Source organism: Actinomadura mexicana (assembly GCF_900188105.1).
Taxonomy (GTDB): domain Bacteria; phylum Actinomycetota; class Actinomycetes; order Streptosporangiales; family Streptosporangiaceae; genus Spirillospora; species Spirillospora mexicana.
The window spans coordinates 1-18,208 of sequence record NZ_FZNP01000014.1 but is presented as its reverse complement, the minus strand read 5'-3'; the positions used below and the strand labels follow the sequence as shown (position 1 = coordinate 18,208).

The following is an 18,208-nucleotide window of genomic DNA, read 5'->3' as shown; positions in this document are numbered from 1 at the left end:
AACCGGCCGTGGACAAGGCGTACGAGCTCTACTGCCTCGCGGACGAGCTCTTCTACGATGCTCCGCCGGTGACCCGCAGCACCGATTTCGACATCACGCGGCGGGCACTCCCCGAAGGCTGGGAAAAGGTATTCGGCGACGAATGGGTCGTCTATGTGCCGCCGGTCCAGCGCGCTCCCGAGCAGGGCTGGAAAGTGCATGTCTCAGGGTGCTCGGAAAGCGCGGAGGAAGTGCTCGCCGGCACGTGGGAGTACTGCAGCGCCCGGGGAATCGAGTTCAAGCATCTGCGCGGTCCGGCAACGCTCCGGAGGCGCAACGCCAAGTACGCGCCGCGCGGGGCGAGCGGGAAGCTCGTCACGATCTACCCCGAGGACGAGCGCGAGCTGGCGGAAGTGCTCGCCGGGCTCGGCGCGCGGCTGGACGGCCTCCCCGGCCCCTACATCCTCAGCGACCTGCGCATCGGCCAGGGCCCGCTGCACGTCCGGTACGGCGGCTTCGCGGAGCGCCGGTGCCTGGACGAGCAGGGCCGGCTCGTGCCCGCGCTGCGCGACGGCTCCGGCGAACTGGTGCCGGACCGGCGCGACCCCGTCTTCACCGTCCCCGGCTGGGTGAGCCTTCCCGCCTGCCTGGAAGCGCATTTCAAGGCACGCGGCGCCACGACGACGACCGATCTGCCCTACCGGATCGACAAGGCCCTCCACTTTTCCAACGGGGGCGGCGTCTACGCGGCGACCGACACCCGGAGCGGCAGGAAGGTGGTGCTGAAAGAAGGGCGCCCCCATGCGGGTCTCGCCGCCGACGGCGCGGACGCGGTGACTCGGATCCGACGTGAGCGGGACATTCTGGAAAAGCTCGACGGGATCGACGGCGTGCCCGCCGTTCTCGACTGGTTCACGCTCGGCGAGCACCATTTCCTCGTCCAGGAGTTCATCGAGGGGCGCACGCTCAACACGTTCTTCGCCGAGCGGCACCCGATGCTCGATCCCGAGCCGGATCCCGCCAAGACCGCCGAATACACCACGTGGGCGCTGCGCGTCCACGAAGGGGTGGAACGCGTGGTCGCCGCGATCCACGAGCGCGGCGTGGTCTTCAACGACCTGCACATGTTCAACGTGATGGTGCGCCCGGACGACTCGGTCGCGCTGATCGACTTCGAGACGGCGGCGCCCGCGGCGGACGGCGGCCGGCAGACCCTCGCCAACCCCGCGTTCCTCGCCCCGCCCGACCGGCGCGGCGCCGACGTGGACCACTACAGCCTCGCCTGCCTGCGGCTCGCCCTGTTCGTCCCGCTGACCACGCTCTTCGTGATCGACCGGGGCAAGGCGCGGCAGCTCGCCGACCTGGTCGCCGAGAACTTCCCCGTCCCCCGGGCGTTCCTGGACGAGGCGGTCGCGCGGATCGCCCGGGACGTCGCGCCCGCCCCCGCACCGGTGTTCACCCCGGACGCCCCCGGCTGGGAGCGCGCCAGGGACGCCCTCTCGCGGGCGATCCTGGAGAGCGCCACCCCCGAACGCGCCGACCGGCTCTTCCCCGGCGACGTGGAGCAGTTCTCCGGCGCCTCGCTCGGGCTGGCGCACGGCGCCGCCGGCGTCCTGTACGCGCTGGACGCGACGGGCGCCGGGCGGGTCCCGGCCCACGAGGAGTGGCTGGCGGAGCGGGCGTCGGACCCGCGCCGCGGGACCGGGATCGGCCTGTACGACGGCCTGATGGGCGCCGCGTACGTGCTGTCCCGGCTCGGCCACCGGGACGCCGCCCTCACCGCCGTCCGGCACTGCCTTGGCGAGCGGTGGGAGAGGCTCGGCGACGACCTCTACGGCGGCCTGCCCGGATTCGCGCTCGTCCTGGACCACCTCGCCGGCGCGACCGGCGAGGCGCCCCTGCGCGAGGCGGCCCGCCGCTGCGTGGAGATCGTGGCGGAGCGGTCCGGCGGAGGGGGCGGGGCGCGCCCCGGCCTCATGCACGGCGGCGCCGGCGCGGCGCTGATGTTCGTCCGCGCCTACGAGCGCGAGGGGGACCCCGAACTGCTCGACCTGGCCGCGTCCGCGCTGCGCCGCGACCTCGCCGCCTGCGTCACCGACCACAACGGCGCCCTGCACGTCGACCAGGGCAGCCGGGTGCTGCCCTACCTCGGCCGCGGCAGCGTCGGCATCGGCCTCGTCCTGGACGAGTACCTGGCCCACCGGGCCGACGAGCGGTTCGAGGCGGCGCGCGACGCCGTCCGCGTCGCCGCGACGTCCCGGTACTACGCGCAGCCGAGCCTGTTCAGCGGGCGCGCCGGGATGCTGCTGTACCTGGCCCGGCACGCGCGGTCGGGCCTCGGCCCGGCCGACGGGGCCCGCGTGGCGGGGCACGTCCGCGACCTCGCCTGGCACGCGCTGCCGTACGCGGGCGGGCTGGCGGTGCCGGGCGAGCACATGTACCGGCTGTCGATGGACCTCGCGACCGGCACCGCCGGGGTGCTGCTCGCGCTCGGCGCGGCCCTGCACGACCCGGCCCCCGGACTGCCGTTCCTCGGGACGGCGCACCGACCCCCCGTGGGGACCCCCACGGCGGCCACCTCTATCCAGCCCGAAAGGAGGTGAAGAACATGGCGCTTCTCGACCTTCAGGGGATGGTGAGCGAGAACGGCGGCGGCGGCGGCAACAGCAGCCTCAGCCTGCTCTGCCACAGCTCCCACAGCATCACGATCTGCCTGTGATGACGCCGGCGGCCATGGCCCCCTCGCCGGGGCCATGGCCGCCACCGTGTTCGGAGACCCCATGACCTCCCCCCTTCCGGCGCGCGGAGCGGACCGGCTGCTGCTGCGCGCCGCCGGGCGCGCCCGCGGCTGGACGGCGCTCGTCGCGGCCACGGCGCTGGCGGACGCGGCGGCGGCCGTCCTGCTTCCGTTCGCGCTGGCCCGCGCGATCGACGCGGTCCCGCCGGGCGGGACCCCGGCCTCCGCCGCGCTGTGGCCCTGCGTCGCGCTGGTCGCGGCGTCCGCGGCGGCGGAGGTGCTGTCGGAGCTCGCGACCGGCTGCGCTGCCGCGCGGGCGACGGCGTGGCTGCGGCACACCCTCGTCCGGCACCTGCTGGCGGCGGGCCCGGCGCCGCGCGTCCCGCCGGGGGACGTGGCCGGACGCATGGTGGGCGGCGCGGCCGAGGCCGGCGTGGCCCCCGCCGCCGCGACCGAGGCCGCGGCCGGTCTGCTGCCGGCCGCCGGGGCGCTCGCGGCCCTCTGCCTCATCGACTGGCGGATCGCGGCGGCGATCGCGGCCGCGCTGCCCGCGGTGGCGCTGCTGATGCGCGCGTTCGTCCGCGACATCACCGCGTCCGCGCACCGCTACCTCACCGTCCAGGGCACGATCGCGGGCCGCCTCGCCGAGGCCCTCGCCGGGACCAGGACGATCGCCGCCGCCGGCACGGCGGAACGCGAGGCCGCGCGCATCCTGCGCCCCCTCCCCGGCCTGCGCGCGGAGGGCGAGGCGATGTGGCGGGTGCAGGGCGGCATCGCGGCGCGCGGCCTGCTGGCGCTGCTGCTCCTTCAGGTCGCGGCCGTCGGGATCGCCGGCGCCGAGCTCGCGGCGGGCCGCGTCACCCCGGGCGAGCTGGTCGCGACCGTCCAGTACGCGGGGCTCGCCGCCGGGTTCGGGCCCGTCCTCACCCAGCTGCTCCGCCTCGGCCGCGCCCGCGCCGGCGCCCGCCGCGCCGCGGAGATCCTGGCGTGGCCCGCGCGCCGCCACGGCAACGGCGACGCCCCGCCGGGCCCCGGCCGCCTGGAGTTCCGCGGGGTCGCCGTCCCCGGCGCGCTGAACGGCCTGGACCTCACCGTCCCCGGCGGGCGCGCCGTCGCCGTCGTGGGCCGCTCCGGCTCCGGCGCCGCCGCGCTCGCCGCGCTCGCCGGGCGGCTCGCCGACCCCGACCGCGGCGAGGTGCTGCTGGACGGCACGCCCCTCCCCCGCCTCGGCCGGACGGCGCTGCGCCGCGAGATCGGCTACGCCTTCGCCCGGCCCGCGCTGTTCGGGGCGACCGTCCGCGACGCCATCGCCTTCGGCCCCTCCCGCCCGCCGGACACCTGGCTGCGCGAGGCGGCGCGGGCCGCCCGCGCCGACGGCTTCATCCGCCGCCTCCCGCAGGGGTACGGCACACCGCTCGCGGAGGCGCCGCTGTCCGGCGGTGAGCTGCAGCGCGTGGGCCTGGCCCGCGCGTTCGCCCACGCCGGGCGCGTCCTGGTCCTGGACGACGCGACCTCCAGCCTCGACACCGTGACCGAACTGCAGATCACCGACGCGCTGCTCGACCGGTTCGCCGACCGGACCCGCCTGATCGTGGCCCACCGCGCCTCCACCGCCGCCCGCGCCGACCTGGTCGTGTGGCTCGACGAGGGCCGCGTCCGCCGCGTCGCCCCCCACCAGGCCCTCTGGCCCGACCCGGACTACCGCGCGGTCTTCGGGAGCCCGGCGTGATCGGGAGGCGGGAGGCGGCGCGGGTGCTGTGGCGCAGCGCCGGGGACGCCGTCCGGGCGCGCCCGCGGGCGGTGGCGCGGGCCGCCGGGTGGTCGGCGGTGGAGGCCGTGCCGACGGCGGTGTTCGGGCGGGCCGTCGGGGAGGCCACCGACGCGTTCCGGACGGGACGCGCGTCCGGCGCGGTCGCCTGGCTCGGCGTCCTCGTCGTGTCGGCGCTGGTGGGCGCGGCCGGGAGCCGCCGGCTGTATCCGGCGCTGGCCGCGATCGTGGAGCCGTTCCGCGACGACCTGGTGAGGCGGGTCGCGACGGGGGCGCTGCACCGCTCGCTGCGGGGACGGCCCGACACCGGCGCGGTCGCGCGGCTCACCCACCAGGTGGAGATAGTCCGGGACACGTTCGGGGGGCTGCTGGTCGTCGCGCGCGGGTTCGCGTTCACGGCCGGAGCGGCGCTGCTGGGACTGGCGACGATGGCGCCGGAGGTGGTGGCGCTGGTCCTGCCGCCGCTCGTGCTCGGGCTGGCGCTGTTCGGGGCGGTGTTCGGGAGGGCGGCGGCGCGGCAGCGGGAGCTCGTCGTCGGCGAGGAGGAGATCGCCGAGCGGACCACCGCCCTGGCCGCCGGGCTGCGGGACGCAGTCGGGTGCGGCGGCGAGGACCTGCTGCGTGCGGAGCTCGGCGCCGCCGTGGAGGCCCAGGCGGCGGCCGGGCGCGCGGTGGCGCGGCTCGCGGCGGTGCGCGCCGTCTCCCTCGCGGTGAGCGGCTGGCTGCCGCTGCTGCTGGTCCTCGCGGCGGCGCCGTGGCTGATGCGGCGCGGCGCCACGGCGGGAATGGTGGTCGGCGCGCTGGCCTACGTCCTGCACGGGTTGCAGCCGGCGCTGCGCACGCTCGTGCACGGGGTGGGCGGCAGCGGCCTGCGGCTGGCGGTGACGCTCGGCCGGATCCTGGAGACGGGCGCGCCGGACGCGCCCGTCCCGCCCGAGCCCGCCGAGCCCGTGCCGGGGGCGCCGGCGGTGGAGCTGCGCGGCGTGACCTTCGCCTACGGGGACGGCGCGCGGCCGGTGATCGAGAACCTGGACCTGGTGGTCCCGCCCGGCGACCACCTGGCCGTGGTGGGGCCGAGCGGGATCGGCAAGTCGACGCTCGCGGCGCTGATCGCGGGGCTGGCCGCGCCCGGCGCGGGCGAGGTGCTGGTGGACGGGCGGCCGGCGGGCGACCCGGGCCGCCGGGTGCTCGTCCCGCAGGAGGCCTACGTCTTCGGCGGCACCCTGCTCGACAACCTCGCCTACTACGCGCCGGACGCCGGACCGGGCGAGGCGGGCCGGGCCGTGGACGCGCTGGGGCTGGCGCCGCTCGTCCGCGACCTCGGCGGGTACGGGGCGCGGCTGGAGCCCGGCGCGCTGACCGAGGCGCAGCGGCAGTGCGTCGCGCTGTGCCGGGCCTACCTCGCGCCGCAGCCCGTCGTCATCCTGGACGAGGCCGCGTACCGGCTCGACCCGGCCGCCGAGGCGCGGGTGGAGGAGGCGTTCGCGCGGCGGCCCGGCACGCTGGTCGTCATCGCGCACCGGATCAGCTCGGCGATGCGCGCCCGCCGCGTCCTGGTGCTGGACGGGACCCGCGCCCACCTCGGGCGGCACGCGGACCTGCCCGCGGTGTGCCCGCTGTACCGGGACCTGATCGGGCGCTGGGAGGAGGGCTCACAGCCACCCGGCGTCCTCGGCGATCCGGATGGCCTGGACCCGGTTCTCCGCGCCGATCTTGCGGTTGATGCGGGAGAGGTGGTTGCGGACGGTGCCGATCGTCAGGACGAGGTCCTCGGCGATCTGCGCCGCGGACGCGCCCCGTGACGCCAGGGTGAGGACCTCGATCTCCCGTTCGGTGAGCGGGCTCTGAGCCGAGCCCAGCTCGACGAAGGCCATGTCGGGGTCGATGACGCGCGCGCCCTCGGCCGCCCGCCTGATCGCCTCCACCAGCTCGCCCGGCGAGGTGTCCTTCAGCACGAGCCCGGCCGCCCGCGCGGCCACCGCGCGCCGCAGGTCGCCGGTACGGCAGCGGCCCGCCATGAGGACGGTGCGGCACTCCGGGACGGCCTCGCGTAACGCCCGGGCCGCCGTGAAGCCGTCCAGGTCCGGCAGCCCGACGTCGATCAGTGCGACGTCGGGCCGCCGTCTGCGCGCCGTGCGGAGCACCTGATCGCCCGAGCCGACCGCCGCCACCACGTCGAGATCCTTCACCCGGTCGAACAGCGCGACCAGCCCGCCGCGCAGGAGAGGCGCCCCCTCGGCGAGCAGTATCCGAATCATTTTCGTCTCCAACACGGCCACCCGTCCGCGGCCTGAGAAAGGAACAATCACCGAACACGCTTCGATGGGAAGTCAGGGCGGTGGCCGAGAAGGGATGCCGGGGATTCGGTCAGCGCGAAATCGAACTTTCATTAGGTCACCTTCGACAGGCCTCGCGACTACTGAAGTCTTACCGGACGGAGCCAACACTATTCACTGCGTCATTGTAAAGACACCGGGGAGACAAGGAATCCAGCGATGGGTATTCCGCCAATTAGCGGCCGTACACCTGATGGGCCGGCGCCGGTTCAGCCGAGGAAATCGAACTCCGCGCCGGCGCCCGCGGCGCGGGCCGCGGTGTAGGCCGTCCAGCTCAGCGCGAGGTCCTGCCAGGGCAGGCCGACGGGCGCGTACACCGTGACCTCGCCGTCCTTCACCCGCCCGGGAACCTGGCCGCGCATCAGGTCGCGCAGCGTCCCGGCGGCGTGCTCGACGTCCAGGCCCGCGCCCGCCAGCACGCCCATCTCGACGGCCAGGGGGATGTCGTCGACGACGACGCGGGCGCCCTCCAGCAGGTCGGCCCCCAGTTCGGCCTTGCCGGGCTGGTCCGCGCCGAGCGAGGTGAGGTGCGTCCCGGGGGCCACGTCGGCGGCGTGCAGCAGCGGGCGGCGCGCCCAGGTCGCCAGGACGACGATCCCGGCGTCCCGGACGGCGGCGCGCGGGTCCGGCGCCACGGTCGCGGACGCGTCCAGCCGGGCGCCGTGCCGCGCGGCGAAGTCCGCGGCGCGGGCGGCGTCGAGGTCGAACACGGTGAGGCCGCGCACCTCCCGCAACTCGCCCAGCCCCCGCATGACCAGTTCGGCCTGCGCGCCCGCGCCGATCACCGCGACCGAGCCGGCCGCGGCACGGGCCAGGGCGTGGGTGCCGAGCGCGGCGGCCAGGCCGGTGCGCCAGGCGGTCACGGTCGCCGAGTCCAGCAGGGCCAGCAGCTCGCCGGTCCCGAGGTCGTGCAGGCAGACGACGCCGCGCAGCGCCGGGCGGCTGCCGGGGAACTTGGCGTTCGCCTTGACCGTGTAGGCGGGGATCCCCTCGACGACGCCCGGCATCAGCGCCGTCGCGGTGCCCTGCCCCGGCAGCTCGACGATCACCCGCCGGGCGGCGGCCCCGCCGTCTCCGGCGGTGAAGCCGCGGCGCAGGGCGTCCAGGCAGGGGGCGGGGTCGAGCAGCGACTCCAGGGTGGAACGGGCCAGGAGGAGCGTCACCGGACCATTCTCCCGCGTCTCCCGCGCCCCCGAGGCCGGCGTCACCCTCTGGAGGGCACCCCTGGGGCATCCGTCCTGACCGAAACCAGTTAAACGGGCAGTCCTCCCCGAGGATCGACCACGGAACCCGCACCCATTGTGACAATCCGTAGCTGTTCGGTTGGTCACTTTCTCGCCTTACGTGGGCGTTCAGGAATCTTCCAGCATGGCCCGTGACCTCCGGCGCGCCATTCGGGCGTGCCCAATCCCCCCTGGAGGCAGAGTGAAGATCCGTCCCGACCGCGTCCGCGGAGCCGCCATGACCATGGCGGCGTCCGGGCTCGTGGCGGCCGCCCTGGCCGCCGCCCCCGCCGCGGACGCGACCCTCGAACCGCCCGCCGGGCGCGCCGCCGCCCCCTCCGACACCGGCGGGGCGGCCGCGAAGCTGGTGCGGCGGCTCGGCGTCACGGTCGACGGGCGGTTCCGGGACATCACCGGCGCCGCCGGCGCCACGGTCGGCGAGACCGTGACCAGCAGCGGCAGCACCACCGGCGTCCACGACGGGCAGGTCACCGCGCTCGACCAGACGGTGAACTACCAGGAGGGCAGCGTCAGCGGCCTCATCCAGACGACGGTGTGCGCCGAGCCGGGCGACAGCGGCGGCCCGCTGTTCGCCGGGTCGAGCGCGGTCGGGCTGACCTCGGGCGGCAGCGGTGACTGCTCGTCCGGCGGCGTCACGTTCTTCCAGCCCATGACCGAGCCGCTGTCGGCGTTCGGGGTCGAGATCTACTGACCGGCCCCTCGGCGGCCCGCCGGAGCTCCCAGGCGGCGGGAAGCCGGAAAGGTTTCGGTCCCGGTCCTTCGGCCCTATCGGCGAAAGGACCGAGACCGAACACCGTTCTCGCCCGGCGCGCGGCGGCTGGTTTTGCCGGACTGACCACGGACGCCGCTCCGAGAGTGCCAACGGGCACGTGCCGAATTGGTCACTTTATGCGTCTTACGTCCGCCTTGACTGTTCTTACACCATGTCGATGACCTCCGGCGCACCACTCGGGTGCGCCCCATCCCCCGTGGAGGCACAAGTGAAGATCCGTCACAGGCGCGTTCGCGCCGCCGCCGTCACCACGGCCGCGGCCGGCCTGGTGGCCGCCACCCTGGCCACCGCTCCCACCGCGTCCGCGGCCCCGGCCGCTCCCGCCGCCCCGGCCGCTCCCGGCGACGTCGCGACCTCCCTGGCGCACCAGCTCGGAACCCGCAGCGCGGGCTCCTACCTCAAGGACGGCAAGCTGGTCGTCACGGTCACCGACGCGCAGGCCGCCCAGGCCGTGCGCGCCGCGGGCGCGGTACCGAGGACCGTCGCGCGCAGCGGCTCGGACCTGAAGAAGGTCGAGGCCGCGCTCAAGCGCGAGGCGACCGTCCCGGGCACCGCCTGGGCCGTGGACCCGGCGAGCAACCAGGTCGTCCTCAGCGTGGACGGCACGGTCAAGGGCGCCGACCTCAAGAAGGTCCGGGCGGCCGCGAGCAGGCAGGGTGCGGCGGTCCGCACCGAGAGCGTCGCCGGGAAGTTCCAGACGCTCACCCGGGGCGGCGAAGCGATCTACACGGGCGGCGCCAGGTGCTCGCTCGGCTTCAACGTCAAGAGGGGCAGCGCCTACTACTTCATCACGGCCGGGCACTGCACCAACATCGGTTCCACCTGGACCGACGGCTCCGGCCGGACGCTGGGCCGCACCTACGGCAGCAGCTTCCCCGGCAACGACTACGGCATCGTCCAGTACTCCGCGACGCCGACCGACACGCAGGGCACGGTCAGCCTCTACAGCGGCACCCGCGACATCACCAGCGCCGGGAACGCCGCGGTCAACCAGACCGTCTACCGCAGCGGCAGCACCACCGGCCTGCGCAACGGCCGGGTCACCGCCCTCAACCAGACGGTGAACTACCAGGAGGGCAGCGTCAGCGGCCTCATCCGCACCACGGTGTGCGCCGAGCCGGGCGACAGCGGCGGCTCGCTGTTCGCCGGGAACACCGCCCTCGGCCTGACCTCGGGCGGCAGCGGCAACTGCTCCTCGGGCGGGACGACGTTCTTCCAGCCCATCACCGAGCCGCTGTCGCGGTACGGGGCGTCCGTCTACTAAACGACGCCCAGAGGGCTCCGCTTCGGCGACGGGCCGCCCCCGCCGTGAACACCCGCGGGGGCGGCCCGTCCGCGCGTCAGACGGCCGGGACCTCCAGCGTCCGCAGGATCTCGGCGAGCACGGCGGGCTGCTGGTCGGCCAGGTAGAAGTGCCCGCCGGGCAGCACCCGGAGCGCGAACCGCCCGCGGGTGGCGCGCTCCCAGCCGCGGGCCCGCTCCCGGTCCACGTGCGGGTCGGCGTCCCCGATGATCGCGGTGACCGGGACGGTCAGCGGCGGCTCGGGCCGGTGGGCGTACTCCTCGATCAGCGTGAAGTCGTTGCGGACGTACGGCAGGACGAGCTCGCGCAGCTCCGGCTCCGCCAGCAGCTCGGCGTCGGTCCCCCCGAGCCGCACCAGCTCGGCGACGAGGCCGTCGTCGTCCTTGTCGCGGATGTGCTCGTCGCCCCGGTCGTCGGGCGGGCGGGCCCCGGAGGCGAACACGTGCACCGGGGCGGTGCCCCGCTCCTCCAGCAGCCGCGCCACCTCGTAGGCGAGGACGGCGCCCATGCTGTGCCCGAACAGCGCGGCGGGGCGGTCCATCAGCGGCGCCATCGCCCCGGCGATGAGGCGGGCGAGCTGCCGGGCGTCGGTGACGAACGCGTCCGCCATCCGGTCGGCGCGCCCCGGGTACTGGACGGCCTGCACCTCGACGGCCGGGCCGGCCTCCTTGGCCCACGACCGGTAGAACACCGCCGACCCGCCCGCGTGCGGCAGGCAGAACAGCCGCATCGACGCCCAGGGGCGCGTCTCGGGACAGCGGAACCAGGTCACGTGATCAACTCCTCCTCCTCGTGCCGGCGGGACGCCGCGCGGGGGTCGCGCGGCAGCGGCCACGGCGCGACCCGGGGGTCCGGCACGAGCTTCGGCGCGGTGCTCTCCGCCGCCACCTTAAAGCCCCGCCGCCGGTAGTTGGCGATGGCGTTCGGGTGGTCGAGGCTGCTGGTGCGCAGCCAGACCCGCGTCGCGGGCCCGCTGGTGAGGGCCCACAGCTCGCCGCGCTGCCAGGCGCGGCGGGTGCACTGCTCGACCAGGTAGCCGCCGTAGCCGCGCCCGACGAACGCCGGGGTGAGGCCGACCAGGTGGATCTCGGTGTCGCCGCCGGGCTGCGCCTCGATCTCGAAGAAGCCGGCGATGGTGCCCTCGGCCATGGCGATCCACGTGGAGAGCTCCGGGCGCTCCACCCAGGCCCGCCACTGCCCGTACGTCCACGGGAAGCGGTCGGTCCAGCAGACGCGGGCGCCGACGGTCGCGTAGAGGGCGCGGTTGACGTCGGGGGACGGCAGCCCGGCGAGGGTGAACGTCATCTCGACGCCCGGCAGCGGCGCGGGACGCAGGTCGGCGGCGTCCCGCATCTCCATCTCCCACTCGGTGACCGAGGGGACCCGCAGGTGCGCGGTCTCCGGAGGCGGCCTCCAGCCCGCCTCACTCACCCATGGCCTCGATGAGGCTCTTCGGCCGCATGTCCGTCCAGTTCTCGTTGACGAAGTCGAGGCACGCCTGGCGGGTGTCCTCGTCCTTGGCCACCGTCCAGCCGGCGGGGACCTCGGCGAAGGACGGCCACAGCGAGTGCTGGCCCTCGTCGTTGACGAGGACGAGGTAGGTGCCCTCGGGGTCCTCGAAGGGGTTGGTCATCGGTCATCCCTTTCCGTGGCTCTGGCGGCTCTGGCGGCTTCAATGGCTCTCGGTGGCGCTGTGCAGTTTGTCGAGTCTGGCGGCCAGCACGGCGCCCATCTCGGCGGCCGGGCCCGGCTCCATGAGCAGGTGGTGGTCGACGTCGAGGGGGTAGTCCTCGATCTCGCCGTCGACGAGCGGGCCCCAGTTGGAGCGGGCGGTGGGCGAGTCCTCGGTCCGGCCGCGGAGCGCGGTGAAGAACACGACGTCTCCGCGGTACCGTCCGGGCCGGTACCGCTCTGCCTGGCGCAGCCCGTTCTCGTAGTTGCGGTAGACGTTGACGAGGTCGTCCTCGCCGAGGGCGGCGAGCGCGTCGTCGCGCTCGGCGAGCACCGCCATGATCTGCGCCATGTCGGGGTTGCCGTCCTCGGCGACCATCCGCGCGTCCACGCCGATCGCCTCCAGCAGCTCGGGGAGGATCTCGCGGCGCTCCGTTTCGAGGTCCTGCCCGTGGTAGGCGTCGATGAGGGCGAGCAGGGCGACCCGCTCCCCGGCGGCCTGGAGCCGCAGGGCCATCTCGTAGGCGACGAGCCCGCCGAGCGACCAGCCCGCGAGGTGGTAGGGGCCGGACGGCTGGACGGCCCGGATCTGCTCCAGGTAGTCGTCCGCCATCTCCGCGATGGACTCCGGCAGCCGGGACCGGGTGAACGCGCGGGCCTGCAGCCCGTAGATCGGCTGGTCGGCGCCGAGGTGCCGCTGGAACTGCAGGTAGCCCCAGGCCAGGCCGCCGGCGGGGTGGACGACGAACAGCGGCGGCCGGGTCCCGGACGCGCGGATGGGCAGCAGCACCTCGAAGCCGAGCCGGTCCCCCGGGTCGCCGACCCTGGTCATCGCCTCGACGGTCTGGTGGGTGAACACGTCGCGGGGGGTGAGCTCGACCCCGGCCCGCCGGGCCCGCGTGGCGAGCCTGAGCGCGGCGATGCTGTCGCCGCCGAGGTCGAAGAAGCTGACGTCGGCGCCGACGCGGTCGAGACCGAGGACGTCCGCGACGATCCCGCAGAGGCGCTCCTCCTCGGGGGTGCGGGGGGCGCGTCCCGCGGCGGCCTCGCCGTAGTCGGGGGCGGGGAGGGCGCGCCGGTCGAGCTTGCCGTTCGGCCCGACGGGGAACGTGTCGAGCAGGACGAACGCGGCGGGAACCATGTACTCGGGCAGCCGCTTCTCGACGAACCCGCGGAGGCCGTGCCCGGCGGCGGGCAGGTCCGGGGCGATGACGTAGGCGACGAGGGTCCTGGTCCCGGGGGCGTCCTCGCGGGCGACGACGGCGACGTTGGCGACGGCGGGGTGGGCGGCGACGGCGGCCTCGACCTCGCCGAGCTCGATCCGGAACCCGCGGACCTTGACCTGGAAGTCGGCGCGGTCGAGGTATTCGAGGGTGCCGTCCGGCCGCCACCGGACGAGGTCGCCGGTGCGGTACATGCGGTCGCCGGGCGCGCCGAACGGGTCGGCGACGTAGCGCTCGGCGGTGAGCGAGGGCCGCCGCAGGTAGCCGCGGCCGAGCCCGGCGCCCGCGATGTAGGCCTCGCCCGCGGTGCCGGGCGGGACGGGGCGCAGCCCCTGGTCCAGCACGTACACGCGCATGTCGTCGATGGGGCGGCCCAGCACGGCGGACGTCTCGCCGGGGTCCGCGAGCGGCGCCCGCTGCCCGGCGATGGTGGTGTAGGTGGTGGCCTCGGTGGGCCCGTAGACGTTGCCGACCTCGGTGTCCGGGCACGCGGCGAGCACCTTGCGGATCGCGGCCGGGGAGCCCGCCTCCCCGCCGGTGAGGACCTCGCGGAGCCGCGCGAACGCCCCCGGCCGCTCGTCGGCGACAAGGTTGAACAGGGTGGTGGTGAGGAACAGGCCGGTCGGCTCCTCGGCGGCGATGATCTCTTCGAGGGCCTCGCCGTCCAGGTGGCCGGGCGGCGCGACGACGGCCGTCCCGCCGTGCAGCAGCGGCGTCCACAGCTCGTAGACCGACGCGTCGAACGCGTGCGGGGAGTGGACGAGGACGCGGTCGTGCGCCCCGTCCCCGAGCCGGCCGTCGGTGGCGAGGTCGACCGCGTCCCGGTGCCGCAGCATGACGCCCTTGGGCACGCCGGTGGAGCCGGAGGTGAACAGCACGCAGGCGAGCTGCTCGGGGTGGCATTCGACGGGCGGGCCGGTCGCGGGCAGGTCGCCGAGGTCGGGGTCGTCGTCCACGACGAGGATCCGCGCGGCGGTGTCGAGGCCGGCGACGCGGTCGCGCATCGGCGTGTTGACGACCAGCACGGGTGCGGCGACCTCAGCGACCGCCCACGCCATCCGCTCGGGCGGGTGGCCGTGGTGGATCGGTGCGTAGGCTCCGCCCGCCTTGAGGATCGCCAGCGAGACCACGGGGATGTCGGCGGATCTTTCGAGGAGCACCGCGACCGGGGTGTCCCGGCCGACCCCGAGGCCGGCGAGGCGGTGCGCCAGCCGGTTCGCGCGGACGTCGAGTTCGGCGTAGGTCAGCGACTCCCCCGCGGCCCGGACGGCGACGGCGTCCGGGGTCCTCGCCCGCTGCTCGGCGAAGCGGGCGGTGAGGGTCTGCGGGCGGCGCCCGGTCGCCGGGCCCTGCCAGGCCCCGAGGACGCGGGCGCGCTCCTCGCCGTCCAGGACTTCGATGCGGCCGAGCGGCAGGTCCGGCCGGTGGGCGATGGCCTCCAGGATGCGGACGAACCGGCGCATCAGGCGGGCGGCGTCGTCCCCGGTGAACAGGTCGGTGCGGTGGTCGATGCGCAGCGACAGGCCGCGGCCCGGGACGGCGGCGAAGGTGAGCGGGTAGTGGGAGGCGTCGTAGCCGTCGACGTCGTGGAGGGTGAGGCCGCCGAGGTCGGTCCCGGCGGCGTCCGGGTCGAACGGGTAGTTCTCCAGGACGGTCATGGTGTCGAACAGCGTCCCGGCGCCGGTGAGGCGCTGGATGTCGGACAGCCCGAGGTGGTGGTGCTGCATCAGCGCGGCCTGCTCGTCCTGGAGCCGCGTCAGCGCGCCGGCGACCGTGTCGGCCGGGCGGACGCGGACGCGGATCGGCAGCGTGTTGATGAACAGGCCGATCATCTGCTCGACGCCGGGCAGCTCCGGGGGGCGGCCGGAGACCGCGGCGCCGAACACCACGTCGGCCGAGCCGGTGAGGCGGCCGAGCAGCGTGCCCCAGGCCAGCTGCAGGACGGTGTTGAGGGTGACGCCCTGGGCGCGGGCCCGCGCGGCGAGCGCGGAGGTGAGGTCCTCGGTGAGGCGGGTCCGGACCCGTCCGGGGGTGCCGGCGCCGGGCTCGGGAGCGCCCGGGGCCACGAGGGTGGGCTCGTGGACGCCGTCGAGGGAGCGGCGCCAGGCGTCCTCGGCCGCGGCGCGGTCCTGCGCGGCCAGCCAGGCCAGGTAGTTCTTGTAGGGGGCGACGCGCGGCATCCCGGTGTCGTCGCCCCCGGCGAGGTAGAGCGCGAAGAGCTCGGTCTGCAGGACGGGCGTGGACCAGCCGTCCAGCAGGATGTGGTGGTTGGTGAACACCATGCGGTGCAGGCCGTCCGCCAGCTTGAGGAGCAGGAAGCGCAGCAGCGGCGGCTTCGCCATGTCGAAGGGCCGGGCGCGTTCGGCGTCGGCCAGCTCGCGCGCCCTCGCCTCGCGCTCGGTGTCGGGCAGGGCCGACAGGTCCTCGTCCCGCCACGGGAGCCGGACCGCGCGGTGGACGACCTGGACGGGCGAGCCCTCCTTGCGCTGCCGGAACCCGGCGCGCAGGTTGGCGTGGCGGCGCAGGAGGGTCGCGGCGGCCGCGCGGAGCGCGCCGGCGTCGAGGGGGCCGCGCAGGTCGAACACGATCTGCGCGGTGTAGACGTCGCGGCCCGAGTCGTAGAGGGCGTGGAAGAACAGGCCCTGCTGTAGCGGGGACAGCGGGAGGATGTCCTCAAGCTGCGACGTGCTCAATCCAGCTCCCATTCGCCGTCGAGCTCGGCGGCGAGCTCGTCGATCTCCTCCTGGCTGACGTCCACCAGGGACAGGTCGGACGGGGTGAACCCGCCGACGGGGCCGCCGGCGGCACCGTCCACGACGTGCGCGACGAGGCCGCGCAGGGCCGCGTACCAGCGCTCGGCGAGGTCCTCGATCGCCGCGGCGTCGAAGAGGCCGCCCGCCCACGTCCACGTCGCCGACAGCTCGGGCCCCCCGGGCAGGTCGCGGGTGTGCGCGTTGACCTCGATGGCGTGGACGAGGCCGAGCGCGCCGTCCTGCCCCGCGCCGAGGGCGTCGCTGTCGGCCTGGTCCGCGGGTCCCCAGTCGGTCGCCTCGGGCGCGGCGGAGCGGCCGAGGTAGTTGAACGCGATCTGCGGGTGGGCGCCGGCGCGGACGGCGGGGCCCCGGTAGCGGAGCAGCCCGTACCCGATGCCGTTGTCGGGGATCTCGCGCAGCTGCTCCTTGACCCGCTTGAGGGCGGTGCCGACGGCCTGGCCGCCCTCGCGGACGTCGGCGGGCGACAGCCGCCCGGGGTCGAGCCGCACCGGGTGGACGGTGGTGAACCATCCGGCGGTGCGGGACAGGTCGGCGCCGGGGACGATCTCCTCGCGGCCGTGCCCTTCGAGGTCGACCAGGACGGCCGTCTCGTCGCAGGCGCCGCGCTCGTGCCGCCATTCGGCGACGGCGAGGGCCAGCCCGGTGAGCAGCACGTCGTTGACCCGCCCGTGGAACGCGGCGGGGACCTCGGTGAGCAGCGGCCCGGTCACGTCGGCGGGCAGGTCGAGTGTGAGGTGCCCCGCCGTCCCGAACGTGTCGGTCTCCGGGTCCAGCGGGCGGGAGCCGAGCGCCGGGTCGGGGGTGGCGAGGATGTCCTCCCAGAGCGGCAGTTCCGCGGTCCGGGCGGGGTCGGACGCCTCGGCGGCGAGGCGCTGCGCCCAGCGGCGGAACGAGGTCGGGACGGGGTCGAGGTCTCCCCCGGCCCAGGCCGTCACCAGGTCGGGCAGCAGGATCCGCCAGGAGACGCCGTCCACGGCCAGGTGGTGGAGGGTGAGCAGGAGGCGCCCGGACGCGGCGGGGCCCGCGTCGAACCAGACGAGCTTCGCCATGGTCGCGGCGGCCGGGTCGAGGGCGCGGCGGTCGGCCTCCGCCTCGGCGGCGAGCACGGCGCGCAGGTCCGCGGCGCCGAGGCCGGCGACGTCGACGCGGCGGACGTGGGGCGCGGCGTCGACGGTGCCGGGCTCGGTGACCTCGAACTCGGCGCCGGTCACGCGGAGGCGGAGCATGTCGTGGTGGTCGAGGACGGTCTGGAGCGCGCCGGTCAGCCTCCCGACGCCGAGGCCGGGCGGCACCTGGAGCAGCATGCGCTGGCTGTAGCCGTCGACGGGGCCGCGCAGCTCCTGGAACCAGCGCATGATCGGGGTGGCGGGGACGCGGCCGATGCCCGCGCCCGGCGCTTCCACCTCGGCCTGCTCGCCTTCGCCGGCGGGTCTGGCGGTGGCGGCGAGTTCCTGGACGGTCTGGTGCTGGAAGACCTCGCGGGGGGTGATGACCAGGCCGGACTGGCGGGCGCGGGAGACGAGCTGGATCGCGATGATGGAGTCGCCGCCCAGGTCGAAGAACCCGTCGTCGACCCCGACCCGCTCCAGGCCGAGGACCTCGGCGAACAGCCGCGCGAGCGTCTCCTCCTGCTCGGTGCGCGGCGCCCGCGACGACACCCTCGCCGAGAAGTCCGGTGCCGGCAGCGCCTTACGGTCCAGCTTGCCGTTGGAGGTCAGCGGCAGCGCGTCCAGCACCACCACGGCCGCCGGGACCATGTGGCCGGGCAGGGCCTTCGCGGCGAACCGGCGCAGCTCGGCGGTGTCGGCGCCGGACGCGACGACGTAGGCGACGAGGCGGTCGTCCCGGACGATCACGGCGGCGTCGGAGACCGCGTCATGCCCGGTCAGGACGGCCTGGATCTCGCCCGGCTCGATCCGGAAGCCGCGCAGCTGCACCTGCTGGTCGCCGCGGCCGAGGTAGTCGAGGGTCCCGTCGGGGCGCCAGCGTCCGAGGTCGCCCGTCCGGTACATGCGGGTACCGGGCTCACCGTGCGGGTCGGCGACGAACCGCTCGGCCGACAGGCCGGGGCGGTTCAGATACCCGCGCGCCAGCCCCGCGCCCGCGACGTACAGCTCGCCCGGCACGCCGGGCGGGACGGGCTGCAGTCGGCCGTCGAGGACGTAGACGCGCAGGTCGGGGATACCGGTGCCGATGAGGCTCCCCGCCGCCGTGGCCGCGTTGACGCGGTCGAGGGCGAGGTAGGAGACGTGCACGGTCGTCTCGGTGATGCCGTACATGTTGACGAGGGTGGGGGCGTCCTGGGGGTGGCGGGAGTACCAGTCCTCCAGGCGGCCGAGGTCGAGTGCCTCGCCCCCGAACACGACGTACCGCAGGGCCAGGTCCGCGCCCGGGTTCTGCC

General features: G+C 75.5%; 12 protein-coding genes and 1 pseudogene. 6 read left to right on the top strand and 7 right to left on the bottom strand.

Going from position 1 to position 18,208, the window contains the following annotated elements; translation table 11 throughout:
- Positions 1 to 8 precede the first annotated feature (8 nt).
- The 4 genes from lanKC to CHC11_RS30205 all read left to right on the top strand — a co-directional run bounded on the left by lanKC (position 9) and on the right by CHC11_RS30205 (position 6,286).
- The gene (gene lanKC, locus CHC11_RS30220; RefSeq protein WP_089315263.1) at positions 9 to 2,582 is read left to right on the top strand and encodes a class III lanthionine synthetase LanKC; all 2,574 of its coding nucleotides are present in this window, start codon (positions 9 to 11) and stop codon (positions 2,580 to 2,582) included.
- 5 nt (positions 2,583 to 2,587) lie between these two features.
- Positions 2,588 to 2,698: a SapB/AmfS family lanthipeptide gene (locus CHC11_RS30215; protein ID WP_089315262.1), complete on the top strand. Its 111-nt coding sequence runs from the start codon at positions 2,588 to 2,590 to the stop codon at positions 2,696 to 2,698.
- A 61-nt stretch (positions 2,699 to 2,759) separates the two neighbouring features.
- The gene (locus CHC11_RS30210) at positions 2,760 to 4,445 is read left to right on the top strand and encodes an ATP-binding cassette domain-containing protein (RefSeq protein WP_245919956.1); all 1,686 of its coding nucleotides are present in this window, start codon (positions 2,760 to 2,762) and stop codon (positions 4,443 to 4,445) included.
- Positions 4,442 to 6,286: an ATP-binding cassette domain-containing protein gene (locus CHC11_RS30205; RefSeq protein ID WP_245919954.1), complete on the top strand. Its 1,845-nt coding sequence runs from the start codon at positions 4,442 to 4,444 to the stop codon at positions 6,284 to 6,286. Before CHC11_RS30210 ends, CHC11_RS30205 begins: the two co-directional genes overlap by 4 nt.
- Here the strand turns inward: CHC11_RS30205 and CHC11_RS30200 are convergent.
- Both CHC11_RS30200 and CHC11_RS30195 read right to left on the bottom strand, forming a co-directional pair.
- A pseudogene (locus tag CHC11_RS30200) lies at positions 6,218 to 6,742 on the bottom strand (response regulator); the annotation flags it as partial. The gene CHC11_RS30205 and the pseudogene CHC11_RS30200 overlap by 69 nt on opposite strands.
- 287 nt (positions 6,743 to 7,029) lie before the next feature.
- The gene (locus CHC11_RS30195) at positions 7,030 to 7,983 is read right to left on the bottom strand and encodes an ornithine cyclodeaminase family protein (protein ID WP_089315259.1); all 954 of its coding nucleotides are present in this window, start codon (positions 7,981 to 7,983) and stop codon (positions 7,030 to 7,032) included.
- A 262-nt stretch (positions 7,984 to 8,245) separates the two neighbouring features.
- Between CHC11_RS30195 and CHC11_RS30190 the strand changes: the two genes are divergently transcribed.
- Positions 8,246 to 8,755 carry a S1 family peptidase gene (locus CHC11_RS30190; RefSeq protein WP_245919952.1) on the top strand — a complete coding sequence of 170 codons (510 nt, stop codon included), beginning with the start codon at positions 8,246 to 8,248 and terminating at the stop codon, positions 8,753 to 8,755.
- A 289-nt stretch (positions 8,756 to 9,044) separates the two neighbouring features.
- Positions 9,045 to 10,100 (top strand): S1 family peptidase, encoded by a 1,056-nt coding sequence (locus CHC11_RS30185; RefSeq protein ID WP_245919950.1) that lies wholly within the window; start codon positions 9,045 to 9,047, stop codon positions 10,098 to 10,100.
- 76 nt (positions 10,101 to 10,176) lie between these two features.
- Here CHC11_RS30185 and CHC11_RS30180 read toward each other — a convergent pair whose 3' ends face one another.
- The 5 genes from CHC11_RS30180 to CHC11_RS30160 all read right to left on the bottom strand — a co-directional run.
- The gene (locus tag CHC11_RS30180) at positions 10,177 to 10,911 is read right to left on the bottom strand and encodes a thioesterase II family protein (RefSeq protein WP_179279080.1); all 735 of its coding nucleotides are present in this window, start codon (positions 10,909 to 10,911) and stop codon (positions 10,177 to 10,179) included.
- Positions 10,908 to 11,570, bottom strand: coding sequence for a GNAT family N-acetyltransferase (locus CHC11_RS30175; protein ID WP_245919948.1), 663 nt, complete (start codon positions 11,568 to 11,570; stop codon positions 10,908 to 10,910). Before CHC11_RS30175 ends, CHC11_RS30180 begins: the two co-directional genes overlap by 4 nt.
- A complete protein-coding gene (locus tag CHC11_RS30170; protein ID WP_089315257.1) occupies positions 11,563 to 11,772 on the bottom strand; it encodes an MbtH family protein in 210 nt (69 codons plus the stop codon). Before CHC11_RS30170 ends, CHC11_RS30175 begins: the two co-directional genes overlap by 8 nt.
- Before the next feature lie 39 nt (positions 11,773 to 11,811).
- On the bottom strand, positions 11,812 to 15,726 hold the full coding sequence (locus CHC11_RS30165) for an amino acid adenylation domain-containing protein (RefSeq protein WP_245919945.1): 3,915 nt from the start codon (positions 15,724 to 15,726) through the stop codon (positions 11,812 to 11,814).
- The coding region (locus CHC11_RS30160; RefSeq protein WP_143227377.1) for a condensation domain-containing protein at positions 15,723 to 18,208 on the bottom strand (2,486 nt) is incomplete at its 5' end. The genes CHC11_RS30165 and CHC11_RS30160, both read right to left, overlap by 4 nt.